Raw genomic sequence first — 25,264 nt, 5'->3', positions numbered from 1 at the left:
CCTGCGACGGCCTCGGAACCACCTCCAGCCGCCCCGCAGCGGCCCTCACAGTCACTCCCAGCGCCCCCGCAGCGGCCCCGCGGGACCTCCAGCACCCCCGAAGGACACCCCGGGCGGGCTGTGCGGTGTTCCTCCGTCGTCATCCGGTGTTCGATTACTTGCCGGGTTACGGCCGCTCTCCACAGATTCGGTGACTTTCTTCCGTCCACATCCTGGGGACTGCGGAGTTGTCCCGAGCTGTGTCCACAGGGAAGCTGGCTCCGCGGCTTCTGCCCAGCTCAGGGGCCTGTGGAATCGTGGACGAGCGGTCTCCACAGGCTGTGGACAACGCCAAGATCAACAACGGGGCCGGGCGGTTGTCCACCGACACCCCACAGGTTCGGGGCGGTTGTCCCCAGCGATCGGCCCCTTCTCCACAGCGCTGTCCACTGTTCGGCAACCCGGCGCCCCTGCTCACGGCTTCGAGTGAAAGGCGTCACAGGAAGTTGCCGGGTTGGGGTGTGGGAAACCGGGGTATTCCTGGGGACACAGCTGGGGAGAACTGCCCTCAGCCTGTGGGCGCTGTGTGCAGAACTTTCCGTTCTCCACAGAAGGCCCCGGTTGTCCACTGGCTCCACCCACAGGGCCGGTGGATAAAAAACCCGCGCTGAGCTGGGCAAACGTGGTTATCCACGGTATCCACAGGCCCTACTACTACTCCCGACTAGAGAGAGCTCGGCAATCGCTTTGAAGCGGGGCCTGTGCACAACTCGCTGCTTCGCGGCCGACTGCCCCTCGGACCGACTTGACCCCGACGGGCACCTACTGTCAGTGCCGTGCGTCAGACTGGTCCCCGGTGTCCTTCCCGTCGCAGTGGGCGGTGACACCGAGTCGGAGGACTCAGTAGCAACAGCAGGAGGCGGCTTACGGTGAAGATCCGGGTGGAACGCGACGTACTCGCGGAGGCAGTGGCCTGGGCGGCACGCAGCCTCCCGGCCCGTCCGCCGGCGCCTGTCCTCGCCGGCCTGCTGCTGAAGGCGGAGGACGGCCAGCTGAGCCTGTCGAGCTTCGACTACGAGGTCTCCGCGCGTGTGAACGTCGAGGCGGAGGTCGAGGAGGAGGGCACCGTCCTCGTCTCCGGCCGGCTGCTCGCCGACATCTCCCGCGCCCTCCCCAACCGCCCGGTGGAGATTTCCACAGACGGTGTACGGGCGACCGTGGTGTGCGGATCCTCGCGGTTCACCCTCCACACCCTGCCCGTGGAGGAGTACCCGTCGCTGCCGCAGATGCCGAACGCGACCGGCACGGTGCCCGGCGAGGTCTTCGCCGCCGCCGTCTCCCAGGTGGCCATCGCGGCCGGCCGTGACGACACGCTGCCGGTGCTCACCGGTGTGCGCATCGAGATCGAGGGCGACACGGTCACCCTGGCCTCCACCGACCGCTACCGCTTCGCGGTCCGCGAGTTCCTGTGGAAGCCGGAGAACCCGGACGCCTCCGCCGTCGCCCTGGTCCCGGCCAAGACGCTGCTGGACACCGCGAAGTCGCTGGGCGCCGGGGACAGCGTCACGCTGGCGCTGTCCGGCTCCGGCGCCGGTGAGGGCCTGATCGGCTTCGAGGGCGCCGGGCGGCGTACGACGACGCGCCTGCTCGAGGGTGACCTGCCGAAGTACCGGACGCTGTTCCCGACCGAGTTCAACTCCGTCGCCGTGATCGAGACCGCGCCGTTCGTGGAGGCCGTGAAGCGCGTGGCGCTGGTGGCCGAGCGGAACACGCCGGTGCGCCTGAGCTTCGAGCAGGGCGTGCTGATCCTGGAGGCCGGGTCGAGCGACGACGCACAGGCTGTGGAAAGGGTCGACGCGCAGCTGGAGGGCGACGACATCTCGATCGCCTTCAACCCCACGTTCCTGCTGGACGGTCTGAGCGCGATCGACTCGCCGGTGGCGCAGCTGTCGTTCACCACGTCCACCAAGCCGGCGCTCCTCAGCGGCAAGCCGGCGGTGGACGCGGAGGCCGACGACGCGTACAAGTACCTGATCATGCCGGTGCGGCTCAGCGGCTGACGTTCTCCACAGCTGTGCACAGTGCCGGACGTCCGGTGTGGATACCCGGCACTGTGGCCGGCCGGTGGCGCGGACGCCCGTCGGCGCGGCGCGCCACAGCTACGTCTTCGCAGGTCAGCGGGTCTCGCATGAGCGCGTATGCCCACAGCTGTGCAGGCATGGTCGGGTTTAGGCTCGGCTCGGCACTGCGGTGCCTGTCACGCCACACAGCGACCTAAGGACACAACTGATGGAGCTCGGTCTCGTCGGCCTCGGCAAGATGGGCGGCAACATGCGCGAGCGGATCCGCCGCGCGGGCCACACCGTCATCGGATACGACCGCAACGCGGACCTCGCGGATGTCCACAGCCTGGAAGAGCTTGTGGGCAAGCTCAGCGGCCCGCGCGTGGTCTGGGTGATGGTCCCGGCCGGCGAGCCCACCCAGTCGACCATCGACCAGCTCGCCGAGCTGCTGCAGCCCGGCGACGTGGTCGTGGACGGCGGCAACTCCCGCTGGACGGACGACGAGAAGCACGCCGAGCAGCTGGCCGCCAAGGGCATAGGCTTCGTGGACTGCGGCGTCTCCGGCGGCGTCTGGGGCCTGGAGAACGGGTACGCGCTGATGTACGGCGGCGACGCCGAGCACGTCGCCAAGGCGCAGCCGGTCTTCGACGCGCTGAAGCCGGAGGGCGACTTCGGCTCGGTGCACGCGGGCAAGGTCGGCGCGGGCCACTTCGCGAAGATGGTCCACAACGGCATCGAGTACGCCATGATGCAGGCCTACGCCGAGGGCTGGGAGCTGCTGGAGAAGGTCGACTCCGTCACGGACGTCCGCGAGGTGTTCCGGTCGTGGCAGGAGGGCACCGTCATCCGGTCCTGGCTGCTGGACCTGGCGGTCAACGCCCTCGACGAGGACGAGCACCTGGACGGCCTGCGCGGTTATGCACAGGACTCCGGTGAGGGACGCTGGACTGTGGAGGCCGCCATCGACAACGCGGTGCCGCTGCCGGCGATCACCGCGTCGCTGTTCGCGCGGTTCGCCTCCCGCCAGGAGGACTCGCCGCAGATGAAGATGATCGCCGCGCTGCGCAACCAGTTCGGTGGTCACGCCGTAGAGAAGAAGTAATCCACAGGGTCGCCCCCGCGATCCACAACCCTGGGGGAGGTCGGCGCACGACCATGCACGTCACGCATCTCTCGCTGGCCGACTTCCGCTCGTACGCCCGGGCCGAGGTTCCGCTCGACCCGGGCGTCACCGCTTTCGTCGGCCCCAACGGGCAGGGGAAGACCAACCTGGTGGAGGCGGTCGGGTATCTGGCGACGCTCGGCAGCCACCGGGTCGCCTCCGACGCGCCCCTGGTGCGCATGGGCGCCGAGCGGGCGGTGATCCGGGCGCAGGTCCGGCAGGGCGAGCGGCAGCAGCTGATCGAGCTGGAGCTGAACCCGGGGAAGGCCAACCGCGCCCGCATCAACCGGTCCTCGCAGGTCAGACCGCGGGACGTGCTGGGGATCGTACGGACCGTGCTGTTCGCGCCCGAGGACCTGGCCCTCGTGAAGGGGGACCCGGGTGAGCGGCGGCGGTTCCTGGACGAGCTGATCACCGCGCGGTCGCCGCGGATGGCGGGGGTCCGCTCCGACTACGAGCGGGTGCTCAAGCAGCGCAACACCCTGCTGAAGACGGCCGCTCTCGCGCGGCGGCACGGCGGGCGCTCCATGGATCTGTCCACGCTCGACGTCTGGGACCAGCACCTCGCGCGCGCGGGTGCGGAGCTGCTCGCGCAGCGGATGGACCTGATCGCCGCGCTGCAGCCGCTGGCCGACAAGGCGTACGAGCAGCTGGCTCCCGGGGGCGGTCCGGTGGCGCTGGAGTACAAGCCGTCGGCGCCGGGCGAGGCGCACACGCGCGAGGAGCTGTACGCCCAGTTGACGGCGGCCCTGGCAGAGGCGCGGAAGCAGGAGATCGAGCGGGGTGTCACCCTCGTCGGTCCGCACCGGGACGACCTGGTGCTCAAGCTCGGTCAGCTGCCCGCGAAGGGGTACGCCTCGCACGGCGAGTCCTGGTCCTACGCGCTCGCGCTGCGGCTGGCCTCGTACGACCTGCTGCGTGCCGAGGGCAACGAGCCGGTGCTGATCCTGGACGACGTCTTCGCCGAGCTGGACGCCCGCCGCCGCGAGCGGCTGGCGGAGCTGGTCGCGCCCGGCGAGCAGGTGCTGGTCACGGCGGCTGTGGACGACGACGTGCCGCACGTGCTGGCCGGTGCCCGGTACTCGGTGGCGGACGGGGCGGTGGAGCGCGTATGAGCACCGACAAGCCCGGCCCGGACAGGAAGGACCCCTCCGGTGTCGACCTCGCGCGCGTGGCGTTGCGCGCGGCGCGGGAGCAGGCACGCGCGCGGGGGGACGCGGCGCGGCAGAAGAAGCAGGCGCGCAGGGGCGGCGGGCTGCGCTCCGGCGCGGGGGCCGACGGCCGGGACCCGATGGCGCTCGGGGCGGCGATCAACCGGCTGATCACCGAGCGCGGCTGGGAGGCGCCGGCCGCGGTGGGCGGGGTGATGGGCCGCTGGCCGCAGATCGTCGGCGAGGACCTGGCCAAGCACTGTGTGCCGCAGCGGTACGACGAGGACGAGCGCGTGCTGGTCGTGCAGTGCGACTCGACGGCCTGGGCCACCCAGCTGCGCCACCTGGCGCCCGCGTTGGTCGCCCGCCTCAACGAGGACCTGGGGCACGGCACCGTTCGGATGATCAAGGTGCTCAACCCCGGTGGCCCGGCCCGCCGCTACGGCCCGCTCCGGGCTCCGGGCAGCACGGGTCCCGGCGATACGTACGGGTGACGTACCTCACGTCCTGACGTCGGCGGGCGGTGCCGCCGCAGCTCCTTTCGCGCCTTCGTACGGGCGTCGTACGGGCGTCCCGGCATGCCCGGATCCCGGCGCGGATCGCCATCTGACCGGGGAGTAGCAAAGGGTTGACGGCTCGAAGCGCTGAGTGCCGCTGTGAGCCCCTCGGAGCCCCCTTCCGTATATCGGGACCCGGCCGAGACCGGTTGAGGGCGGCACATGCGGGCTCAGGTACCGGCAAACCCCCATCGATGTCAGTGCTACCGGTAGACTGGAAGACAATCCCGCCCCAACGTGGGGACCGCCCGGGAAAAGCTGAGCAACGCTGATCAAGGCTTACCAACGCAACATGCCGCAGCCGCTCCGGCAACCTGCCGCCGAGCCCGGCTCGTGCTGTGCCAGAAAGGGCGCTTCGTGGCCGATTCCGGCAACCCCAACGAGAACATCCCGTCCACCGACGCCGGCGTGAACGCCGAGGCCCCGGAGCCCGCCGCGGCCTCCGCGTCCTACGACGCCAGCGCCATCACCGTGCTCGAAGGGCTGGACGCGGTCCGCAAGCGGCCCGGCATGTACATCGGCTCCACGGGCGAGCGCGGTCTGCACCACCTGGTGTACGAGGTCGTCGACAACTCGGTCGACGAGGCGCTGGCCGGTTACGCCGACACCATCGACGTGACGATCCTCGCCGACGGCGGCGTGCGCGTCGTCGACAACGGCCGTGGCATCCCGGTGGGCATCGTGCCCTCCGAAGGAAAGCCGGCCCTCGAGGTCGTGCTGACCGTCCTGCACGCGGGCGGCAAGTTCGGCGGCGGCGGGTACGCCGTCTCCGGTGGTCTGCACGGTGTCGGTGTGTCCGTCGTGAACGCGCTGTCGACCAAGGTCGCCGTCGAGGTGAAGACCGACGGGCACCGCTGGACGCAGGACTACAAGATGGGCGTGCCGACGGCGCCCCTCGCCAAGCACGAGGCGATCGAGGAGACCGGTACGTCGGTCACCTTCTGGGCCGACCCGGAGATCTTCGAGACCACCGAGTACTCCTTCGAGACGCTGTCGAGGCGTTTCCAGGAGATGGCGTTCCTCAACAAGGGCCTGACGATCCGGCTCACCGACGAGCGGGAGTCGGCGAAGGCGGTCGCCGGCGCGGACGAGGCGGGTGCGGACGAGAAGGCCGAGGTCAAGACCGTCACGTACCACTACGAGGGCGGCATCGTCGACTTCGTGAAGTACCTCAACTCCCGCAAGGGTGAGGCGGTCCACCCGACGGTCGTCGCGCTGGAGGCCGAGGACAGGGACAAGAGCCTGTCCCTCGAGGTCGCCATGCAGTGGAACAGCGGTTACAGCGAGGGTGTGTACTCCTTCGCCAACATCATCCACACCCACGAGGGCGGTACGCACGAGGAGGGCTTCCGGGCCGCGCTGACCTCGCTGATCAACAAGTACGCGCGCGACAAGAAGCTGCTGCGCGAGAAGGACGACAACCTCACCGGTGACGACATCCGTGAGGGTCTGACGGCGATCATCTCGGTCAAGCTGAGCGAGCCGCAGTTCGAGGGCCAGACGAAGACCAAGCTGGGCAACACGGAGGCCAAGACCTTCGTGCAGAAGGCGGTCTACGAGCACCTCAACGACTGGCTGGACCGCAACCCGGTCGAGGCCGCGGACATCGTCCGCAAGGGCATCCAGGCGGCCACCGCGCGCGTGGCGGCCCGCAAGGCCCGCGACCTCACCCGCCGCAAGGGCCTGCTGGAGTCGGCGTCCCTGCCCGGCAAGCTGTCGGACTGCCAGTCCAACGACCCCACCAAGTGCGAGATCTTCATCGTCGAGGGTGACTCCGCCGGCGGCTCGGCCAAGTCCGGCCGGAACCCGCAGTACCAGGCGATCCTCCCGATCCGCGGCAAGATCCTGAACGTGGAGAAGGCGCGGATCGACAAGATCCTGCAGAACCAGGAGATCCAGGCGCTGATCTCGGCCTTCGGCACGGGTGTGCACGAGGACTTCGACATCGAGAAGCTCCGCTATCACAAGATCATCCTGATGGCGGACGCCGACGTCGACGGCCAGCACATCAGCACCCTGCTGCTGACCTTCCTGTTCCGCTTCATGCGGCCGCTGGTCGAGGCCGGGCACGTGTACCTGTCCCGCCCCCCGCTGTACAAGATCAAGTGGGGCCGGGACGACGTGGAGTACGCCTACTCGGACCGCGAGCGCGACGCGCTGATCGAGATGGGCCGCCAGCGCGGCAAGCGGGTCCGCGAGGACTCGATCCAGCGCTTCAAGGGCCTCGGCGAGATGAACGCCGAGGAGCTGCGCGTGACCACCATGGACCAGGAGCACCGCGTTCTCGGCCAGGTCACCCTGGACGACGCCGCACAGGCCGACGACCTGTTCTCGGTCCTGATGGGCGAGGACGTCGAGGCCCGGCGCCAGTTCATCCAGCGCAACGCCAAGGACGTCCGCTTCCTCGACATCTGAGTCGGTCTCAGCTGACCGCACCAGGAAGGATCTTCACCAGCAATGGCCGACGAGAACACTCCCGTCACCCCTGAAGAGGGCGGCGAACTCGTGATGCGTGTCGAGCCCGTCGGGCTCGAGACGGAGATGCAGCGCTCGTACCTCGACTACGCGATGTCCGTCATCGTGTCCCGCGCGCTGCCCGATGTCCGGGACGGTCTCAAGCCCGTCCACCGCCGCGTGCTGTACGCGATGTACGACGGCGGCTACCGCCCCGAGCGCGGCTTCTACAAGTGCGCCCGCGTCGTCGGCGACGTCATGGGCAACTACCACCCGCACGGCGACTCCTCGATCTACGACGCGCTGGTGCGCCTCGCCCAGCCGTGGTCGATGCGGATGCCGCTGGTGGACTCCAACGGCAACTTCGGCTCCCCGGGCAACGACCCGGCGGCGGCGATGCGCTACACCGAGTGCAAGATGGCGCCGCTGTCGATGGAGATGGTCCGCGACATCGACGAGGAGACCGTCGACTTCACGGACAACTACGACGGCCGCTCCCAGGAGCCGACCGTCCTGCCGGCCCGCTTCCCGAACCTGCTGATCAACGGCTCGGCCGGCATCGCGGTCGGCATGGCGACCAACATCCCGCCGCACAACCTGCGCGAGGTCGCGGCCGGCGCCCAGTGGTACCTGGAGAACCCGGACGTCAGCCACGAGGAGCTGCTGGACGCGCTCATGGAGCGCATCAAGGGACCGGACTTCCCGACCGGCGCCCTGGTGGTGGGCCGCAAGGGCATCGAGGAGGCGTACCGCACCGGCCGCGGCTCCATCACGATGCGTGCGGTGGTCGAGGTCGAGGAGATCCAGAACCGCCAGTGCCTGGTGGTGACGGAGCTGCCGTACCAGGTGAACCCGGACAACCTGGCGCAGAAGATCGCCGACCTGGTGAAGGACGGCAAGATCGGCGGCATCGCGGACGTCCGCGACGAGACGTCGTCGCGCACGGGCCAGCGCCTGGTGATCGTCCTGAAGCGGGACGCGGTCGCCAAGGTCGTGCTGAACAACCTGTACAAGCACACGGACCTGCAGACGAACTTCGGCGCGAACATGCTGGCGCTGGTCGACGGCGTCCCGCGCACGCTCTCCCTGGACGCGTTCATCCGCCACTGGGTGACGCACCAGATCGAGGTCATCGTCCGCCGGACGAAGTTCCGGCTGCGCAAGGCCGAGGAGCGGGCGCACATCCTGCGCGGCCTGCTGAAGGCCCTGGACGCCATCGACGAGGTCATCGCGCTGATCCGGCGCAGTGACACCGTCGACGTCGCGCGCACCGGCCTGATGGACCTGCTGGAGATCGACGAGATCCAGGCCAACGCCATCCTGGAGATGCAGCTGCGGCGCCTGGCGGCCCTGGAGCGGCAGAAGATCGTCCAGGAGCACGACGAACTCCAGGCGAAGATCAACGAGTACAACGAGATCCTTGCCTCGCCGGTCCGCCAGCGCGGGATCGTCAGCGAGGAGCTGGCGGCGATCGTCGAGAAGTACGGCGACGACCGCCAGACCAAGCTGATCCCGTACGAGGGCGACATGTCCATCGAGGACCTGATCGCCGAGGAGGACATCGTCGTCACCGTCACGCGCGGCGGTTACGTCAAGCGGACGAAGACGGACGACTACCGGGCGCAGAAGCGCGGCGGCAAGGGCGTGCGCGGTACGAAGCTGAAGGAAGACGACATCGTCGACCACTTCTTCGTCTCCACCACGCACCACTGGCTGCTGTTCTTCACCAACAAGGGCCGGGTGTACCGGGCGAAGGCGTACGAGCTGCCGGAGGCCGGCCGGGACGCGCGCGGGCAGCACGTGGCGAACCTCCTCGCCTTCCAGCCGGACGAGGCGATCGCGGAGATCCTGGCGATCCGTGACTACGAGGCGGCGCCCTACCTGGTGCTGGCCACCAAGTCCGGGCTGGTCAAGAAGACGCCTCTGAAGGATTACGACTCGCCCCGCTCCGGCGGTGTCATCGCCATCAACCTGCGCGAGCGCGAGGACGGCACGGACGACGAACTGATCGGTGCCGAGCTGGTGTCGGCCGAGGACGATCTCCTTCTGGTCAGCAAGAAGGCACAGTCGATCCGGTTCACCGCCTCGGACGACTCGCTCCGCCCGATGGGCCGGGCCACCTCCGGCGTCAAGGGGATGAGTTTCCGGGAGGGCGACGAGCTTCTCTCGATGAATGTGGTGCGACCCGGTACGTTCGTGTTCACTGCCACCGACGGTGGGTACGCGAAGCGGACCGCCGTCGACGAGTACCGCGTCCAGGGCCGCGGCGGCCTCGGCATCAAGGCCGCCAAGATCGTGGAGGACCGTGGTTCGCTCGTCGGCGCGCTGATTGTCGAGGAGAACGACGAGATCCTCGCGATCACCCTCTCCGGCGGTGTGATTCGTACGCGAGTCAACGAGGTCAGGGAGACGGGCCGTGACACCATGGGCGTCCAACTGATCAACCTGGGCAAGCGCGATGCCGTGGTCGGTATCGCACGTAACGCCGAGGCGGGGCGCGAGGCGGAGGAGGTCGACGGCGATGTGGCCGTGGACGAGACCGCCGAGGACGCCGCGACCACCGGCACGGACGAGGGTGAGGCACCCTCGGCCGAGTAGCACGAGGAGTGAGTCATCGTGAGCGGAGCCACGGGCGCCGGATCGGCCGGTACCTCGACGGGTACGGAAACGGACGGCGGCGGCCGTGGCTCCGCCGCGCGTGCGGGGAGCGCGAGCGACCCGCACACGACCAACCTGAAGCCGGTGAAGGCTTCCGTGGCGGAGTCCTCCGGCACGAAGGAATCCCAGCAGGACTCCCAGGGGGGAACCGTGACGGACACCCGAGGCCCGGCCGCGGCCGGTGAGACGCGGCCGTCGTCGCCGCTTCCCGGCGAGCGGAGCCCGCAGGAGCCCGCCGAGCCCTACCACCCGCCGCAGGCCTATCCGGCGCAGGCGCCCGCCGGCGCGGTGCGCAAGCCGCGTACGGGGGTGCGGCCGACGGCGCCGCGGACCCGCAAGGCGCGGCTGCGGGTGGCCAAGGCCGACCCGTGGTCGGTGATGAAGGTCAGCTTCCTGCTGTCGATCGCGTTCGGCATCTGCACGATCGTCGCCTCGGCGGTGCTGTGGATGGTCCTGGACGCGATGGGCGTGTTCTCGACGGTCGGCGGCACGATCTCGGAGGCGACCGGCTCGAACGAGGCGAACGGCTTCGACTTGCAGGCGTTCCTCTCGCTCCCCCACGTCCTGACGTTCACGACGATCATCGCGGTCATCGACGTGGTGCTGGCCACCGCGCTCGCGACGCTCGGCGCGTTCATCTACAACCTCTCCGCCGGCTTCGTGGGCGGCATCGAACTGACCCTGGCCGAGGACGAGTGACCCCCGGACCAGCGGCGTTCCGACGGCCCCCCGACAACCGATTTTGGGACTGAGCCGGTCGTGCGCTAATCTTCAGGAGTCAGCGCGCGGGACACACACCGCAGAGCGCGGCGGGGCTATAGCTCAGTTGGTTAGAGCGCATCCCTGATAAGGATGAGGCCACAGGTTCAAATCCTGTTAGCCCCACCAGCGAGAAGACCCCCGGTCCACTAGGGCCGGGGGTCTTTTTGACACCCACGATCGACACCCACGGCCGGTGCCTGCGCAGGCGCAGCGGGCAGGTGACGAGGCACCGTCGCCCACTGCGGGCACGGGGGGGATGGGAGCCGGGGTCAGCGCTGCGTCGGCGAGGTGCGCGCCATGACCGGTTCGGATGTGCTGCCCCGATCGCTCTCGTCCTGCACGAGCAGCGACAGCAGGGCGGCGACGGAGAGGCCGGCTTCCGCCGGATGGCGCAGCACCTTGTCCGGCTCGATGCGGTACCTGTTCGTGCGCCCGTCCCGGGTGTGGGAGAGGTAACCGTCCCGCTCAAGGTCGGAGATGATGCGCTGGACGGCGCGCTCCGTGAGCCGGCAGTGGGCAGCGATGTCGCGGATCCGGACGTTCGGGTTGTCGGCGATGGCTGCCAGTACGCGTGCGTGGCTGGTGATGAACGTCCATCCGCTGTGAGGTTCGGGTACTCCAACCATGCCCCGCATTTTAGGGCCACCATTGCCGAACTAAAATGCATGACATATTTTTCCGGTAACTTATGGCGGGCTCGGTGCTGAGTCGCGGAAGGAGCTGCGAAGGTGTCCTGGAGTGAGGCCGTCATGCCCATGCTCATGAGTGGCGACGGTGGGAACCAGCGGGCGGGCCAAGCCGGCGATTCCGGACCGGTGACCGCGGTGCAGCAGCGCGAATGGCGCGGCGCCTGGGTCATCGCCGCTCACGGCTCCTACGACATGCACACGACCCCGCCTCTGGCGGACGCGCTGGACTCCGCTGTCAGGAAGCATCCGAAGGTGATCCTGGACGCCTCCGGCATCGACTTCGCGGACTCGTCGTTCCTCAACCTGTTGATCGTTGCCCACCACACGGGAACGCTGCGCGTGGCCGCGCCGCCGGCGCAACTTCGGCGACTGTTCGAGATCACCGGAACCGACACCGTGCTGGAGGTCCGTGAGACCGTGCATGACGCCGCCGCTTCCTGAGCCCCGCACGAAAACCCCCGGCCGCAACGGGTTCCCGTCCGTTCGCCGGGTGAGTCGGGCATCGACGGCATTTCACCCGAACGGCGCACTACGACGTGCCACCCACATGGGTGAAGATCAAGCTGGCTAGTGCCCCGACCGAGGCAATCCGTGAAAGGGGAACCACATGCGCACTCGACGAACCCTCGCCGCCGTCATCGCCACGGCAGCCCTCGCCGGGCTCGGCCTCACAGGCGCCGCCACCGCCACCGCCACCGCCGCCACCGCACAGGGCAGCCACTCCTACGTCACCCCTTCCGAGTGCAGGCAGGGCGGCGGAACGCCCGCGATCAACGAGGAGGGCAACTACTGCAAGGGCGGCACGCACAACGGGGAGAAGGTCGACTAGACCCCCCGCTGACAAGGAGGGGCCCGCAGGTTCCCGTCCTGTCGGCCCCGGCCACCGGCACGAAGGCCCCCGACCGGTCATGGTGGGGGCCTTTGACGCGGAACCGTGCGGGCCGCGCGCCGGGGCCGGTGGAGTGCCGCGGAATCCGGTTGTGCTTCTCCGCGGTCGGCCTAGGATCGGCGGATGACCTTGGAATGGGAGCAGGTAATCGTTCACTCGGCGGATCCGGTCGCCCTGGGCCGGTGGTGGGCCGAGGCTCTTGGCTGGGTCGTCGTCCACTCCTCCGACGAGGAGTTCGAGATCCGTCCGGCCCCCGACCGCCTGCCGGGGCTGGACTTCGTCCGGCTCGACGAGGCCAAGAAGGCCAAGAGCCGGCTGCACCTCGACTTCAGGCCGGACGACCAGGCCGCCGAGGTGGCCCGCCTGGAGGCGCTGGGCGCGAAGCGTGTCGACATCGGCCAGGGCGAGCAGTCGTGGGTCGTCATGGCGGACCCCGAGGGCAACGAGTTCTGTGTCCTCGGCCGGCGTGCCCAGGCCGGTGACGGCTGAGAAAGCCGGAAAAAAGGCCCGACCGCTGGCGACGGGGGATGCACCAGCGATCGGGCTATGGCCAAGGGTAACAAGGTTGTCGGTTGTATGGGGCCAAGTCCGGCGGGAATCAGGGATGTTGGCCGATCATCGACCGCACGGGGGGTCGTAGGAGAGGCGGGACAGGTACTCGTGCCAGCGGTGCGGGGTCAGGACGCCCCGGGTCACCGAGCAGATGTGCCGGATCGCCGCTTCGTCGTCGAGGCTCCACAGGCGGACCGTGTCGGTGCCGCTGGAGACGCCGAGGACATGGCGGGTGGGGCTGAAGGCGAGGAAGGTGCCCGTCGTCGCGTTCGGGGTCATCGACTGGCCGATCGGGGACGCCGCGGCGGGGTCGGTGACGTTCCACAGGCGGACCGTGTTGTCGTTGCCGCCGCTGGCCAGGGTGTGGCCCCCGGGGCTGAACGTCAGGGAGGTGACCGCCTCGGTGTGGCCGGTGAGCGGGTCGCCCAGGGCACTCGCCGCGGCGGGGTCGGTGACGTCCCACAGGCGGACCGTGTCGTCGTCGCCGCCGCTGGCCAGGGTGTGCCCGTCGGGGCTGTAGGCGAGCGCGTTGACCGGGCCGGAGTGGGCCGGGAGCGGCCGGCCGAGCGGTACGGCGCGGGCGGGCGCGGTGACGTTCCACAGGCGGATGGTGCGGTCCGCGCCGCCGCTGGCCAGGGTGTGCCCGTCCGGGCTGAAGACGAGGGCGTTGACGTAGCCGCGGTGGCCGGTGAGCGGCTCCCCGAGCGCGGTGGCACGGGCGGGGTCGGTGACGTTCCACAGCTGGATGGTGCGGTCGTCGTAGGCCGTGGCGAGCACCTTCCCGTCCGGGCTGTACGCCAGCGTGCGGGGGCCCGCGAAGCGGGTCCGCAGGGCCAGCGAGGCGGCGCGGACCGGGTGGGACGGGTCGGTGACGTTCCACAGGTACAGCGTGCTCATGCCGTTCAGTACGGCGAGGGTGCGGCCGTCGGGGGAGAACATCATGGAACGGTGGCCGCCGTCGGCACGCATGAACGGCGCGCCCAGCGCCACGGGCCGGCCGGGGGCGGCCACGTTCCACAGCCGGACCCTGCCGTCGCGCGAGGCCGTGGCGAGCACCTTCCCGTCCGGGCGGAACGCCCCGCTGCGCCCGATCATGTCCGAGGTCGGTATCGACCACAGCCGCGCCTTGCCGTCACCGCTGCCGGTGGCGAGGGTACGGCCGTCCGGGCTGAAACCCAGCGCGTACATCTCGCCGCTGCTGCCCGCCAGCGGCTCGCCGACCTGGGAGGGGGAGCCGGGGTCGCTGACGTTCCACAGGCTGGCCGTGCTGTCCGCGCTGGCGGCGGCGAGTCTTCCGCCGTCGGGGCTGAAGGCGACGGACCAGATGGGGCCGGTGTGCCCCGTCAGCGGTGAGCCGAGCGGGGACGGGTGCGCCGGGTCCCGCAGGTTCCACAGCCGGATGGTGTCGTCCGCGCTGCCGCTGGCGAGGGTGCGTCCGTCGGGACTGAAGGCCACCGAGTGCACGAGGTCCGTGTGGCCGGTCAGGGCCGTGGGGATCCGCCGGGGCCGGCCCGGATCGGAGGTGTCCCACAGCAGGATCCTCTCGTCGTCACCGCCCGCCGCGAGGGTGCGCCCGTCGGGGCTGAACGCCACGCAGCGCACCGCGGCGTCGTGTCCGCGCAGCGTCCCGCCCGCCTTCGGCCGGCGCGGGTCGGCCACGTCCCACAGGCGTACGGTGTGGTCCTCGCCGGCGGAGGCCAGGGTGCGGCCGTCCGGACTGAACGCGACCAGGTAGATCGTGCCCTTGTGACCGGTGAGGGGACGGCCGAGCGGAACCGGGTGCGCCGGGTCGGTGACGTCCCACAGCCGGATCGTGCCGTCGTCCCCGGCGCTGGCCAGGGTGTGCCCGTCCGGGCTGAAGACCGCACTGCTCACCCAGCTGGTGTGGGCGGTGAGCGGCTTGCCGAGCGGGGCCGGGCGGTGCGGGTCGGTGACGTCCCACAGCCGGACCGTGCGGTCGTAACTGGCCGTGGCCAGGGTGTGCCCGTCCGGGCTGAACGACGTGAGGTAGACGGCACCGGTGTGGGCGGACAGCGGGGTGGCCAGCGGCGCGTTCACGATCGAGATCAGGCGGCTGTACGTGCCCTCGTCCCCGGGACGCAGCCGGTGCGCGACCAGATCGAGCTGGGCGGCCAGCGACGGATCCGTGTGCTGGACCCGGTCGGCCTCGGCGAGGACCTGCTCGAACACGGCGTCGTCGCGCTGCTTCCAGGCGATCACCGCGGAACCGGCGGCGAGCACGGCCAGCGCCACCAGCGCGGCCACCGCGGCCCGGCTCAGCCACACCGTGCGCTTGCGCAGCCGTACCGAGGCGGCCAGGAACTCCACCGCGCTGCGGGTCAGATAGGTGTCCCCGGCCGACCGGGCCCAGCCGCGGGCCTGTTCCAGCCGGGACCCCCGGTACAGCAGCGAGCTGTCCCGGCCGGAGTCCTCCCAGGCCCGGCCGTCCTCCTCGAGGCGCTGGCGCAGCAGATGGTCGCCGCGGCCCTCGTCGATCCAGTGCCGCAACCGGGGCCAGGCGTGCAGCAGTGCCTCGTGGGTGATCTCCACGGTGTCCGCGTCCAGCGTCACCAGCCGGGCCCGGACCAGGGCCTCCAGCGACTCCTCCGTCTTGCCGGGGTCGGCCGACTCCTCCGCCAGCTGCCGCCGGGTGCCGCGCCGGCGGGTGGCCTGGGTGTCCTCGCCGAGCCGGACCAGTCGCAGCAGGAGCAGCCGCGCGGCGGTACGGGCCGCCGGGTCCAGGCCGGACCAGGCGCGCTCGGCGGTCGCGGCGACCGCGCCCTGGATCCCGCCGGCCGCGCGGTAGCCGGCCAGCGTCAGCCGCCCGGCCTTCCGGCGCTGCCAGGTGGCCAGCAGCGCGTGCGACAGCAGCGGGAGCGCGCCCGCGTCGTGCGCGCCGCGCGGGCCGTCGGCGCTGACCTCCCGCACGATCAACTCGGCGAGCCCCGGCTCCAGTTCCAGGCCCACCGCCTTGGCCGGACCGGTCACCGCCTCGCGCAGCTCGGTGCCGGTGAGCGGGCCGAGCACCATGTGCCGGTGCTGGAGCGCGTCGGCCAGTTCCGGATAGCCGAGGCACTGCTCGTAGAAGTCGGCGCGGATGCCGAGGACGACCTGCACGGGGGCGGCTCCGGCGGAGCCGGCGGGCGGGGTGCAGGCCGCGTGCAGGAGCTGGATGAAGGCACGGCGGTCCGCCTCGTCGGCGCAGAGGGTGAACGCCTCCTCGAACTGGTCCACGATGACGACCGGCCGGACGTCGGGGCAGGCGGTACGGGCCGCCCAGTCCGCGATCGCCTCGCGCACGGCGCGGGCCAGGTGAGGGGCGTCGCCGCCCGGCAGCGCCGGGTTCCGCGAGGCCTCCCGCTCGGCCCTGCGCGCCTCGGCGGCGACGGCGGCCAGCTCCGGGACCCGGCGCACCAGCTCGCCGAGCGGATCGGCACCCGGGACGAGCTGAAGGACGGGGTCGGGCGGGTCGGCGGCGGGCGCGGGGACGGGCGCTGGTCCCGGGGAGTCCGGGGAGTCCGGGGAGTCCGGGGAGTCCGGGGAGTCCGGGGAATCGGGTGAGGGGGAAGCCTGGGAAAAGACGGAAGCCCGGGAGGTAGAGGAGCCCTGGGGGCCCTGGGGAGAGGGGGAGGAGAGGGCACCGCTGCGGACCGCGGGCACGAGGCCGGCGTTCAGCAGGGAGGACTTTCCCGCTCCGGAGGCACCGACCAGCATCACCAGCCCGCCGGACCGCTCGGCCGCGCGGAGCTGGGCGACGAGGGCGTTCGTACTGCGTTCGCGGCCGAAGAACCAGCGGGCGTCCTCCCGCCGGTACGGGGCCAGGCCCCGGTAGGGACACACGCCGCCGGCGACCGGCGGGGCCTGGGCCGGTGGCCGCCGGTTCTCCTCCGAGGGCGGCGCGGGCCGGTCGGCGGCCGGGCCGGCCAGCGCCAGCTCCCACAGCCGCTGCCAGTGGGCGAGGTCGTACAGGCCGGCGGAGACCGGAGCGGGCCGCAGCCGCCGCGCCTCCGGGATCAGGATCTGCAGGACGGCCGCGAGGGCGGCGAACTGGGCCGGTACGTTCCTGGCCCGCCGCCAGTCGCTGATCCGCTGTGCCGACACCCGCACGGGCCGGCCGCGCTCGTCCACCCTCTGCAGTCGTACGACCGCCTCGGCGACGCTCTTCAGGGGAGGATTTCCGGCCTCCTTGTACAGCAGCGCGAGGCGTTCGGCGAAGGCTGTGCGCGCCCCTGAGTCGGAACTCAAGGTCCCACCCCTTACTTCCCGCGCGTGTGGACGTCCGGACCGGAAAACTCACCTTATACGGCTGACCTGCGGTGAAGGGCCGGTCCGGAGACCGGAACCTCCTCGGCGGCGGCGACAGATGGCAGGATCCGAACCCAGTAGCGGACCCGTCACATACCGTCCGGACAGGCCACCGGCACAGCGCTCGGAGAGACAGCCCATGGCGCCGTACGTTTTCGGTCATCGTCGGTCACCACGCGCCGCGCCCGGCGGATGAGCCGGCGGGTACGCCGGACGTCCCGGGAACCGGGCCTCCGCCCTTCGGCGGCCCTCGTCCTCGACCCGTGCCGCGCCGACATGGCGCGGGTCGATCGCCCCGCACCGTCCGGCACCGGTCCCCACGAGGGGAGGGACCGGTGCCGGACGGGCCGGGAACCCGCCTCCTGCAACCCGCACACCCCGACAACGCTGGCAATCTGACGTACCGTCAGCTACGGTCGCCTCCCCGGTCTTCCCGAAGGGGTGTCCCGAAGGGGTGAGTGACATGGAGAAGCAGCGTCCCCGGTGCCCGCGGCCCCCCGGTGAACCGCGCTGGGTCGCGATGTTCCACGAGCCCGCCCGGGACACCTGGACGGTGGGCGCGGAGTCCCCGTACCCGGGGCCGGTGCGGTACGCCGTCGGTGACATGACCCGGACCGTGCGGGCGCGCGGGGGTGAGGTGACGGTCGCCCTCTGGGGACCCGAGGACGGAGCCTGGCGCCTCTTCGACACTCCGCCCGCGACACCGACGACACCCGCCGTAGCCACCGTGACACCCGCGGCCCCCGCGTCCCAGTCACCCGCGTCCGGTTCCCCGGAGCCGGCCCGGCTCGCGGAACGCATGACGGACCGCCGGCACCAGGTGCTCATGGCCGGACTGGGCAAGGCGGGCCTGTACGACCTGGGCCCCGAGGACGACGAGGCGGTCCGCGTCCTGGCCGACCGGCTCGACGAACCGACGGTCCGCCGGGTGGCCCACTGGCTCGCGGCGGCCGGAAGCCGGAGATCCTAGTCACCGGCGGGCCGGTTCGGCGGGCGTGCGGCCGGGCAGGGACGTCCTGGAGGTCACCGCCCGCGACTGCACGACTGGAGGACGTATGAAGGTCTCCGTCGACCGCTCCCTGTGCTACGGCTCCGCCGAGTGCGCGCACCGGGTGCCGGCCGTGTTCGCGTTCGAGGACGGGTACGGCGTCGTCCGGCCCGGCGCGGCGCGGTCGGCCGAGGACCCGCGGGTGCGGGAGGAGATCCGGGAGGCGGTCGAGAAGTGCCCCTCGCAGGCGATCGCCCTCGGCGAGTGACTCACACGGTCCCGGTGGGGGAAGCCGCCGGCGGGTAGCTCCAGCCGAAGGCGGCGAGCGCGCGGGCCCGGGTCTCGGCGACCGCCGTGCGGGCCGCGCGCTCGGCGGGGTCGACGTGCGCGGCCTGACCCGTGACCTGCCCTTCCCACTTGCGGTACAGCAGCCCGGCCTCCGCCGAGAACCAGCCGCGGCTCACCGCGTCCAGGGCCAGCAGCAGACCGGTGTCCTCGGAGGCCGGCAGCGCCATCCAGCCGCCCAGGGCGGTGAGCAGGTCCCGCCGTACGCACAGGCTCGCCGGGTGCACGGGGGCGAGGAAGTCGTTCCGCTTCCACTGTTCGAGGACGGTGCCGCGCTCGATCGGGCCCTCGTCGGGGTCCCCGGGGAAGCCGGCCGTGGAGCCGTCGGGCAGCAGGTCGAGCACGCGGGACGTGGTCCAGCCGACGGTGGGCTCCGCCTCCAGCACGGCGAGGTCCCGGGCGAGCGCGCCCGGCGTGAGCTGGTCGTCGGCGTCCAGCACCTTGACGTACGTGCCCTCGGCGCGTGCCAGCGCGATGGTCCGGGCGACCCCGGGACCGCCCGGCCGGCCCTGGCGGAAGGACACCCGGGCGTCGTCCGGGACGTAGGGCCGGATCGCGTCCGTCGTGCCGTCCTCCTGCACGACCCACTCCCACTCCCAGCCGGCGGGCAGCCGCTGCGCGCACAGGGACGCGTACGCGTCCGGCAGGAACCGGGCGGAGGGGCCGTGGACAGCGGTGACTACGGTGACGCGCCGGTTCACGGCAGCGCTCACCACCTTTCCGGGTCGTACGTCTCTGTTCAGCGATGGTCCGCGAGGCTCCGTGCGCGGAGCGAGGGAGGCGGTACGAGCATGTCGTACCGGGAGCCGGAACAGCGCGAGACCCCCGGCCTGCCCGGCCGGGGGTCTGTTCGTGTCGACTGGTGCGTACGCAAGTCGCCGTGGGTCGAGACGTTGCGGTACTGCGGTACGGGGAGGCTCAGCAGTCGAGGCGGCGAGCGGGGTCAGCCGGGTCCGAGGGGTCGGAGGCGTCCTCGTGGGCCGTGGTCTCGGACGGGGTCTGGTTCTCGGCGACCGGGCGGTGGCGGCAGGCCGGCGTCTTCCCGTGGGCCTCGGCCCGGATCCGCTGCTTCATCGTGGGGGGCAGGGCCTTGCCGTGGGACCAGGCCCAGTGGCGTGCCGCCGGGATCGTGGGGGCCGTGCGCTGCGCGGTGCCGGTGTGGGGGCTCTCGGTGCGGGGACCGGCCGCGGCGGCGGGCGCCGTGGCGGCGGTGACGAGTCCGAGCGCCGTGCACAGCGCGAGGAAGGCGGTGACGATGGCGGTCCACAGCTTCATGACCTTGTTCCGGGCCATGGCCCCTCACTTTCGGGTCGGGCGATTTGCGTACTTTCCTCATGATGTGTATGAGCGCCGCGAAGTGGTGGACCGACGCCCCTGGCGCGTCGATGTTCAGATCAACACCACTCGTATGGACGCACAGGGCGGGAGAAGTTCCGCGCCGCGCCGGGGCGGGAGTTGGGGCCCGACGCAGGTCACCGATCGATATCGGTCGGTGTGTATAGTCGGGCGCCAGAGGTCCCCTACGTCAAGGAAAGACGAGGTCGCGCGGTGAAGAAGCTGCTCCTGGTCGCACTGGCCGCCATCGGCGGGCTCCTCGTGTACCGCCAGATCCAGGCGGATCGCGCCGAGCAGGACCTGTGGACGGAGGCGACTGACTCCGTGCCCACGGGTTCGTGAGTCCCCTGTACCCGAGCTGAACCGACCCCGGCCGCCTGAGCGGTCGGGGTTTTGCGTTCTCCCGTGTTGCGGGATCCCGGCGGCCGGGTTAGGCGGCGGTGCGGAGTGCCGGGTCGTGCGGGGCGTTTCGGACGGGCGTACGCGTTGCCCGGATGGCCGAGCGGCACCCGGGGCAGGATGGGGCCTGCGGTCCGGGGCGGCCGTCCGACGACTGGGGGTGGTGGCGCGTGCGGGCGCGAGGGGGTACGGCGACGTGGGCGGGACGGCGAGCCGCGCGGGCCGCGGACACCGCCTCCTGCGGCCCGACCGCCCGGTACGCCCCGACCGCCCGGTACGCCCTGGTCACCCGGTACGTCCTGACCGGCCGACGTGCCGTGGTCGCGCTGCTGGTGCTGACCGCCACGCTCGTCCTGCCGACCGGTGTCCCCGCCGGTGCCCCGGCCGCCGCGGCGGCAGCCGACGCCGGCGCCGGCGCGCGTCCGGGGCCGTACGCCTTCGCGCCCGGTGCCCGGACCGCCGCGGGTGCGGAGCGCACCGCGGACGCCGCCCCGCTGGACCCCGGCCACACCTACCGCAGCTCGCTGCCCCCGCGCGGCAGGCTCTTCTACCGCCTCCGGCTCTCCGCCGCGGACACCGCGTACGTCCCCGTCACCGCCGTCCCGCCCGCGGACGCCACGGTCTCCGCCACCGACGGCATCCGGGTCTCGGTCCGTGACGCGAACGGCACCTCCTGCTCCTACTCCTCCGCCCGCTTCGGCGCCGGGCTCAGTCCGCGCCCGGTCACGGCGCTGGGGCAGCGCGAGGCCGGCAAGGCCCTCTGCCAGGGCGGGGGCACGTACTACGTGCTGGTCGAACGCCTCGACGCCGAGGGCTCCGGTACGGCGGCCTCGTCGGGGCGGTGGGACCTGGAGATCGCGCCCGCCACGGAACCGGGCCTCGCCGCGGCCGGCCCCACCACTGCGCCGCGGACCTGGGACTCCGCCACGCCGGAACCCCTCACCGGCACCCCCCGCGACCGCTCCGGCGGCACCGGGTTCGCCACCGCCCGCCCGCTGGGCCAGGGCGTCTGGCGGACCACGCTGGCCCCGGGCGAGACCCGGTTCTACAAGGTGCCGCTGGACTGGGGCCGACGGCTGCACGCCTCCGCCGAGCTGGCCGGCTCCCCGGGCCACGGCTATGCCGGCGGCGCCCTCGACCTCTCCCTCTACAACCCCGTGCGCGGCTACGTCGAGGGCGCCTCCCTCGGCTACACCGGGACCCCGAAGTCCGCCGCCCTCGCACCGCTGCCACCGGTGGAGTACGGCAACCGGTACGCCGTGGCGGCCGGGGTCACCTCCGTCCGCTTCGCCGGCGACTACTACCTGGCCGTGAGCCTCGGCACCCAGCTGACCGGCGCGTTCGGGCAGGGGCCGTTCGAGGTCACCCTGCGGGTCCGGGTGGACGGCCGGGCCCAGGCGGCGCCGGGGTACGCAGGGCGGCCCGTACCGGACGGCGTCTTCTCGGTCACCGAGGAGGACCGGGAGGCCGCGCTCACCGGGGACACCGGGGCCGGCGCCGGTCACCGGGTGATGCTGCTGGTCGCCGTCGGCGGGCTCGGCACGGGCACCGCGCTGCTCCTGCTCCTCGGCGGGTGGACGGTGGCGGCCCGGCGGGCTCAGACCCGGGCCAGCGCCCAGAAGCCCACCGCGTAGCAGGCCAGCGCCAGCAGCAGGATCGGGATCGCGACCCTGGCCGGGGGGCCTGGCCGGCGGGCCGCGCGCCGCGCCCGACGGCCGCGGCCGTGGGCGCCGGCGCGTGATGCGGTCGGGGTCGGGGGCGGCGGAGGGGTGTGGGGCGGCGGCACCTGGGGATCGCGGGCGGTGTAGGCGGCGGTGCCGGTGTCGACGCGGGGGTCGGCAGGGGGGTACGGCGCCGAGGGCGAGGGCAGGGGCTGCCGGAGTCGCTCGGTCTGCTCGGTCTGGTCGGTCTGCTGGGCCTGGAGGGGCTGGTGGGGCTGTCGGGTCTGCGGCGCCTCCTGGAGCCGCTCGCTCTGCCGGGTCTGCTGCGGAGGGAGCAGACGGAAGCTGCCCGTGTCGGAGAGGGAGCCGGTGCCGGTCGCCTCGGCGGCCGGGGGACGCGTACCGCCCGCGGCCGGGGTCGGCGTACCGTCCGGGACCGGCTCCAGGGCCACGCCGGAGGCCTGGCGGAGGGGGCCGCCGGGGCCGAACCCGGGCGGAAGCGGGCCGAGTTGGTCGAAGATCTCGATGAGTTCGTCGTCGGGGCCGGGTTCGGGCAGCAGCTCCGCGGCGGCGGCCAGCGCCTTGCGCGCCCCGGTGGCGGTGCGGAACCGGTCCGCGGGGTCCGGCTGGAGCAGCGAGGCGATGACCTGCCAGAGGGGTTCCGGGATGCCCTGGGGCGGGCCGGGCGTCCCGTGTTCCAGGAAGTACCGCACGATCGCCTTGGCGTCGGGCTTGGCTCCCTCCAGGAGGTACAGGGCGACCAGGCCGACGGCGAACAGGTCGGCCGGGAAGTCGGGGTCGGCGCCCATGACCTGCTCGGGGGCGAGGTAACCGGGCGTGCCCACCACGAGGTTGGTCTCCGTCAGCCGGGGTTCGCCGAGCCGCATGGCGATGCCGAAGTCGGACAGCCTCAGCCGCGGCCGGCCGGTGCCGGTGGCTTCGAGGAGCAGGTTGGCGGGCTTGATGTCCCGGTGGACCACGTCCTCCGCGTGGACGGCGGCGAGCCCGGACAGCAGCTGGTCGAGCAGGGTGCACACGTACGCCGGCGGCAGGGGGCCGTAGTCGCCGACCAGGTGGACCAGGGAGCCGCCGGCGACCAGGTCCATGGTGAACAGCACCTGGTCGTCGTCGGCGGCCCAGCTGGCCGGGGCCAGGACGTGCGGGTGGTCGATGCGCAGGGCCTGCTCGCGGACGAAGCGGAGCAGGGAGTGGGCGTCGCGCTGCTGGAGGACCTTGGCGGCCACATAGCGTCGTCGGCGGTGGTCCCAGGCACGCCAGACGGCACCCACACCTCCCCGTCCGATCGGGTCGGCCAGCTCGTACCGGCCGGCGAAGACCTCACCCATGGCAGCCGCCGCTCCTCCCCTGGTCCGACGAACCCCGGCGTCCCCCGCGCCGCTCGCTACCGACCGCCCAGGATCAGTTCTGGTGGGACTGGTAGTGCGCCACGGCGTCGGAGGTGCGGCCGGCGCCGTAGACGCGGAGGAACTCCGCCAGCTCGGGGTGGCTGGGGGTGAGGGCGTCCGCGGCCTCGATGATGTCGCCCGCGGCGGCCACGGAGCGGAGCAGCGACTGGATCTCGCGGACCACGCGCTTGACGGTCGGCGCACCGGAACTGTTCGTCGTGTGCGTCGTGTTGCTGAGCACGGAGCCCCCCTGCGACTTCTTGATCTCGTCCATGCGCTCGGTGGCCTCGGCGGCGCTCACGCTTCCGTCGGCCACCTGGGACGCCAGCTCCTGCAGCAGCTGCACCCGCTGGACCACCGCGGGATTGCCGATCTTCGCGCGCTGGCCGCTCATCAGCTGCGAGAGCATCGGAGCGGACAGGCCCAGGACCGCCGCGAGCCGGGCCTGGTTCAGCCCGAGATCGTCGATGAGCTTACGGAAGAGCGCCCCCAGCGGCTCCCCGTACCAGTTCCGCTGCAGCTCCCGCGCTCTGGCGGTGGCTTCCTGCTGTGCGGCGTCCATTGCGTCTCCCCATCGCTTCCCCTGAAAACCGCGGTTCGCTGTAGCGAACCACGTCGAGCATCTTACGGAGAGTGGTCATCCACGGGGACCCCCAATCTTTTTGCGGGATATGGGGGGTGACCCGGTACTCTGGTCTGCGGCACCCGCCGGAGAGTGATCCGTCCGGCCGGTCGCTCCTTCCCGGGGCCTTAGCTCAGTTGGTAGAGCGCCGTCTTTGCATGGCGGATGTCAGGGGTTCGACTCCCCTAGGCTCCACACCCAAGAGCCCCCCTGACCTGCAAAAACGCGGGTCAGGGGGGCTCTTTGCGATGTCGTCCCGCTAGGTCTGCCCGATCAGGCGACCGGCGGCGGTGCCCGCCGGGGTCACCGCGCCGCCGGTGTGGTGACCGAGTGCCGTGCCGCCGTCGTGTCCTGCACCACCGGGGCCGTCGCGCTGCCCAGGAGCCGCAGTGCCGCCTCCGAGGGAGAGCCGGGCTCGGCGGTGTAGGCGATCAGGCGCTGGCCCGAGGTGCCGGGGAGGATGAGGTTCTCGAAGCTGAGTTCCAGCGCACCGACCAGGGGGTGGCGCAGGTGCTTCAGCCCGGAGGTGCAGGTGCGCACCGGGTGCCGGGCCCAGAGGGCGGCGAACTCGTCGCTGTTCATCGTCAGTTGCCCGACGAGCTCGGCGAGGGCGCGGTCGTCGGGGTGGCGGCCGGCGACCAGGCGCAGGTGCGCCACGGCGAGTTGGGCCTGCTCGTTCCAGTTCGCGTACAACTCCCGGTACTGCTCGTCCAGGAACAGCATCCGGGTCAGGTTGGGGCGGGTGGCGGGTGTGTCGGGGCTGTCGGGCGCCAGGTGGCCGGCGAGCAGCGCGTGGCCCAGCTGGTTCCACGCGAGGACGTCGTTGTGCCGGTCCATGATGACGGCCGGTACGTCGGTCATGGCCGCCAGCAACTGCCGGGCCGAGGCGCTGGCGTGCGCCACGCGGGGCGGGGCGGGACGGGACGAGGAGGCCGCGGGGCGCGCGAGGTCCTTCAGATGGGCCGTCTCGTCGTCGGTGAGGCGCAGGGTGCGTGCGATCGCCTCCAGCACGCCGTCGGAGACACTGGTGGCGCGGCCCTGTTCGATGCGGGTGTAGTGGGTGATGCTGACGCCCGCGAGCATCGCCAGCTCCTCACGGCGCAGCCCGGTGACGCGGCGGCGGCTCGGGTGCGGGTTGATGCCGACCTCCTCGGGACGCAGCGCGGCGCGGCGCGACTTGAGGAAGTCTCCCAGCTCGGACGAGGCGTCCATTCATGCCTCCAGGTCGGCGGAGTGCGGCAGGGTCTGCCCACTGTTGACCTCTCATGATGCCCGCCGGTTCCGAAG

General features: G+C 71.8%; 21 protein-coding genes and 2 tRNA genes. 16 read left to right on the top strand and 7 right to left on the bottom strand.

Translation table 11 applies throughout. From position 1 onward, the window contains the following. Positions 1-908 precede the first annotated feature (908 nt). The 8 genes from dnaN to IEZ20_RS09975 all read left to right on the top strand — a co-directional run bounded on the left by dnaN (position 909) and on the right by IEZ20_RS09975 (position 10,912). Positions 909-2,039 carry a DNA polymerase III subunit beta gene (gene dnaN, locus IEZ20_RS10010; RefSeq protein ID WP_189296613.1) on the top strand — a complete coding sequence of 377 codons (1,131 nt, stop codon included), beginning with the start codon at positions 909-911 and terminating at the stop codon, positions 2,037-2,039. 229 nt (positions 2,040-2,268) lie between these two features. Further along, positions 2,269-3,144 carry a phosphogluconate dehydrogenase (NAD(+)-dependent, decarboxylating) gene (gene gnd, locus IEZ20_RS10005; RefSeq protein ID WP_189296611.1) on the top strand — a complete coding sequence of 292 codons (876 nt, stop codon included), beginning with the start codon at positions 2,269-2,271 and terminating at the stop codon, positions 3,142-3,144. A 53-nt stretch (positions 3,145-3,197) separates the two neighbouring features. Continuing rightward, positions 3,198-4,319: a DNA replication/repair protein RecF gene (gene recF, locus IEZ20_RS10000; RefSeq protein ID WP_189296609.1), complete on the top strand. Its 1,122-nt coding sequence runs from the start codon at positions 3,198-3,200 to the stop codon at positions 4,317-4,319. Then, positions 4,316-4,849, top strand: a complete 534-nt coding sequence (locus IEZ20_RS09995) for a DciA family protein (protein ID WP_189296608.1) — start codon at positions 4,316-4,318, stop codon at positions 4,847-4,849. Before recF ends, IEZ20_RS09995 begins: the two co-directional genes overlap by 4 nt. 396 nt (positions 4,850-5,245) lie before the next feature. Continuing rightward, positions 5,246-7,327, top strand: a complete 2,082-nt coding sequence (gene gyrB, locus IEZ20_RS09990; protein ID WP_189296606.1) for a DNA topoisomerase (ATP-hydrolyzing) subunit B — start codon at positions 5,246-5,248, stop codon at positions 7,325-7,327. A gap of 42 nt (positions 7,328-7,369) precedes the next feature. Beyond that, positions 7,370-9,964 carry a DNA gyrase subunit A gene (gene gyrA / locus IEZ20_RS09985; protein WP_189296604.1) on the top strand — a complete coding sequence of 865 codons (2,595 nt, stop codon included), beginning with the start codon at positions 7,370-7,372 and terminating at the stop codon, positions 9,962-9,964. A gap of 18 nt (positions 9,965-9,982) precedes the next feature. Continuing rightward, positions 9,983-10,723 (top strand): DUF3566 domain-containing protein, encoded by a 741-nt coding sequence (locus IEZ20_RS09980; protein WP_189296602.1) that lies wholly within the window; start codon positions 9,983-9,985, stop codon positions 10,721-10,723. 112 nt (positions 10,724-10,835) lie between these two features. Beyond that, positions 10,836-10,912, top strand: a tRNA-Ile gene (locus IEZ20_RS09975). 143 nt (positions 10,913-11,055) lie between these two features. Here IEZ20_RS09975 and IEZ20_RS09970 read toward each other — a convergent pair. Continuing rightward, entirely contained in the window at positions 11,056-11,412 is a 357-nt protein-coding gene (locus IEZ20_RS09970) for a helix-turn-helix transcriptional regulator (RefSeq protein WP_189296600.1), read from the bottom strand. Positions 11,413-11,535: 123 nt separating this feature from the next. On the opposite strand from IEZ20_RS09970, the gene IEZ20_RS09965 reads away from it, so the two are divergent. From IEZ20_RS09965 to IEZ20_RS09955, 3 genes are all read left to right on the top strand, one after another. After that, on the top strand, positions 11,536-11,916 hold the full coding sequence (locus IEZ20_RS09965; protein ID WP_229895997.1) for an STAS domain-containing protein: 381 nt from the start codon (positions 11,536-11,538) through the stop codon (positions 11,914-11,916). A 166-nt stretch (positions 11,917-12,082) separates the two neighbouring features. Continuing rightward, complete coding sequence (locus IEZ20_RS09960) at positions 12,083-12,304, top strand: hypothetical protein (RefSeq protein ID WP_189296598.1); 222 nt, start codon at positions 12,083-12,085, stop codon at positions 12,302-12,304. Positions 12,305-12,487: 183 nt separating this feature from the next. Next, entirely contained in the window at positions 12,488-12,853 is a 366-nt protein-coding gene (locus IEZ20_RS09955) for a VOC family protein (protein ID WP_189296596.1), read from the top strand. A gap of 126 nt (positions 12,854-12,979) precedes the next feature. Here IEZ20_RS09955 and IEZ20_RS09950 read toward each other — a convergent pair whose 3' ends face one another. Then, positions 12,980-17,161 carry a WD40 repeat domain-containing protein gene (locus tag IEZ20_RS09950; protein ID WP_189296594.1) on the bottom strand — a complete coding sequence of 1,394 codons (4,182 nt, stop codon included), beginning with the start codon at positions 17,159-17,161 and terminating at the stop codon, positions 12,980-12,982. A 523-nt stretch (positions 17,162-17,684) separates the two neighbouring features. Here IEZ20_RS09950 and IEZ20_RS09945 point away from each other — a divergent pair. Both IEZ20_RS09945 and IEZ20_RS09940 read left to right on the top strand, forming a co-directional pair. Then, positions 17,685-18,191, top strand: a complete 507-nt coding sequence (locus tag IEZ20_RS09945; RefSeq protein ID WP_189297077.1) for a hypothetical protein — start codon at positions 17,685-17,687, stop codon at positions 18,189-18,191. A gap of 85 nt (positions 18,192-18,276) precedes the next feature. Continuing rightward, positions 18,277-18,477, top strand: a complete 201-nt coding sequence (locus IEZ20_RS09940; RefSeq protein WP_189296592.1) for a ferredoxin — start codon at positions 18,277-18,279, stop codon at positions 18,475-18,477. A gap of 1 nt (position 18,478) precedes the next feature. Here IEZ20_RS09940 and IEZ20_RS09935 read toward each other — a convergent pair whose 3' ends face one another. Both IEZ20_RS09935 and IEZ20_RS09930 read right to left on the bottom strand, forming a co-directional pair. Continuing rightward, positions 18,479-19,267 (bottom strand): glycosyltransferase family 2 protein, encoded by a 789-nt coding sequence (locus IEZ20_RS09935; protein ID WP_229895996.1) that lies wholly within the window; start codon positions 19,265-19,267, stop codon positions 18,479-18,481. Positions 19,268-19,472: 205 nt separating this feature from the next. Further along, a complete protein-coding gene (locus IEZ20_RS09930; protein WP_189296590.1) occupies positions 19,473-19,847 on the bottom strand; it encodes a DUF6344 domain-containing protein in 375 nt (124 codons plus the stop codon). Between the two features lie 255 nt (positions 19,848-20,102). Between IEZ20_RS09930 and IEZ20_RS39590 the strand changes: the two genes are divergently transcribed. Both IEZ20_RS39590 and IEZ20_RS09920 read left to right on the top strand, forming a co-directional pair. Beyond that, complete coding sequence (locus IEZ20_RS39590; protein ID WP_003999697.1) at positions 20,103-20,231, top strand: DLW-39 family protein; 129 nt, start codon at positions 20,103-20,105, stop codon at positions 20,229-20,231. A gap of 227 nt (positions 20,232-20,458) precedes the next feature. Then, entirely contained in the window at positions 20,459-21,922 is a 1,464-nt protein-coding gene (locus IEZ20_RS09920) for a hypothetical protein (protein ID WP_229895995.1), read from the top strand. On the opposite strand, the gene IEZ20_RS09915 is transcribed toward IEZ20_RS09920, so the two are convergent. Next, a complete protein-coding gene (locus tag IEZ20_RS09915) occupies positions 21,886-23,295 on the bottom strand; it encodes a serine/threonine-protein kinase (protein WP_189296588.1) in 1,410 nt (469 codons plus the stop codon). The genes IEZ20_RS09920 and IEZ20_RS09915 overlap by 37 nt on opposite strands. Before the next feature lie 73 nt (positions 23,296-23,368). Then, on the bottom strand, positions 23,369-23,917 hold the full coding sequence (locus IEZ20_RS09910) for a helix-turn-helix domain-containing protein (RefSeq protein WP_189296586.1): 549 nt from the start codon (positions 23,915-23,917) through the stop codon (positions 23,369-23,371). Between the two features lie 182 nt (positions 23,918-24,099). On the opposite strand from IEZ20_RS09910, the gene IEZ20_RS09905 reads away from it, so the two are divergent. After that, positions 24,100-24,172, top strand: a tRNA-Ala gene (locus IEZ20_RS09905). 108 nt (positions 24,173-24,280) lie between these two features. Here the strand turns inward: IEZ20_RS09905 and IEZ20_RS09900 are convergent. Beyond that, entirely contained in the window at positions 24,281-25,189 is a 909-nt protein-coding gene (locus tag IEZ20_RS09900) for a helix-turn-helix transcriptional regulator (RefSeq protein ID WP_189296584.1), read from the bottom strand. Positions 25,190-25,264 lie beyond the last annotated feature (75 nt).

The sequence above is a fragment of the Streptomyces cinerochromogenes genome (genome assembly GCF_014648635.1).
GTDB lineage: Bacteria > Actinomycetota > Actinomycetes > Streptomycetales > Streptomycetaceae > Streptomyces > Streptomyces cinerochromogenes.
The sequence above is the reverse complement of the archived record's forward strand: the minus strand, read 5'-3'. Positions and strand labels throughout refer to the sequence as shown.

Coding starts and splice junctions, on each gene's coding strand:
- IEZ20_RS09995 (WP_189296608.1), top strand. CDS start 4,316: ATGAGCACCGACAAGCCCGGCCCGGACAGGAAGGACCCCTCCGGTGTC.
- IEZ20_RS09900 (WP_189296584.1), bottom strand. CDS start 25,189: ATGGACGCCTCGTCCGAGCTGGGAGACTTCCTCAAGTCGCGCCGCGCC.
- IEZ20_RS09930 (WP_189296590.1), bottom strand. CDS start 19,847: ATGGCCCGGAACAAGGTCATGAAGCTGTGGACCGCCATCGTCACCGCC.
- recF (WP_189296609.1), top strand. CDS start 3,198: ATGCACGTCACGCATCTCTCGCTGGCCGACTTCCGCTCGTACGCCCGG.
- IEZ20_RS09965 (WP_229895997.1), top strand. CDS start 11,536: ATGCCCATGCTCATGAGTGGCGACGGTGGGAACCAGCGGGCGGGCCAA.
- IEZ20_RS09945 (WP_189297077.1), top strand. CDS start 17,685: ATGGAGAAGCAGCGTCCCCGGTGCCCGCGGCCCCCCGGTGAACCGCGC.
- IEZ20_RS09910 (WP_189296586.1), bottom strand. CDS start 23,917: ATGGACGCCGCACAGCAGGAAGCCACCGCCAGAGCGCGGGAGCTGCAG.
- IEZ20_RS09970 (WP_189296600.1), bottom strand. CDS start 11,412: ATGGTTGGAGTACCCGAACCTCACAGCGGATGGACGTTCATCACCAGC.
- gnd (WP_189296611.1), top strand. CDS start 2,269: ATGGAGCTCGGTCTCGTCGGCCTCGGCAAGATGGGCGGCAACATGCGC.
- IEZ20_RS09915 (WP_189296588.1), bottom strand. CDS start 23,295: ATGGGTGAGGTCTTCGCCGGCCGGTACGAGCTGGCCGACCCGATCGGA.
- IEZ20_RS09960 (WP_189296598.1), top strand. CDS start 12,083: ATGCGCACTCGACGAACCCTCGCCGCCGTCATCGCCACGGCAGCCCTC.
- IEZ20_RS09955 (WP_189296596.1), top strand. CDS start 12,488: ATGACCTTGGAATGGGAGCAGGTAATCGTTCACTCGGCGGATCCGGTC.
- gyrA (WP_189296604.1), top strand. CDS start 7,370: ATGGCCGACGAGAACACTCCCGTCACCCCTGAAGAGGGCGGCGAACTC.
- IEZ20_RS09940 (WP_189296592.1), top strand. CDS start 18,277: ATGAAGGTCTCCGTCGACCGCTCCCTGTGCTACGGCTCCGCCGAGTGC.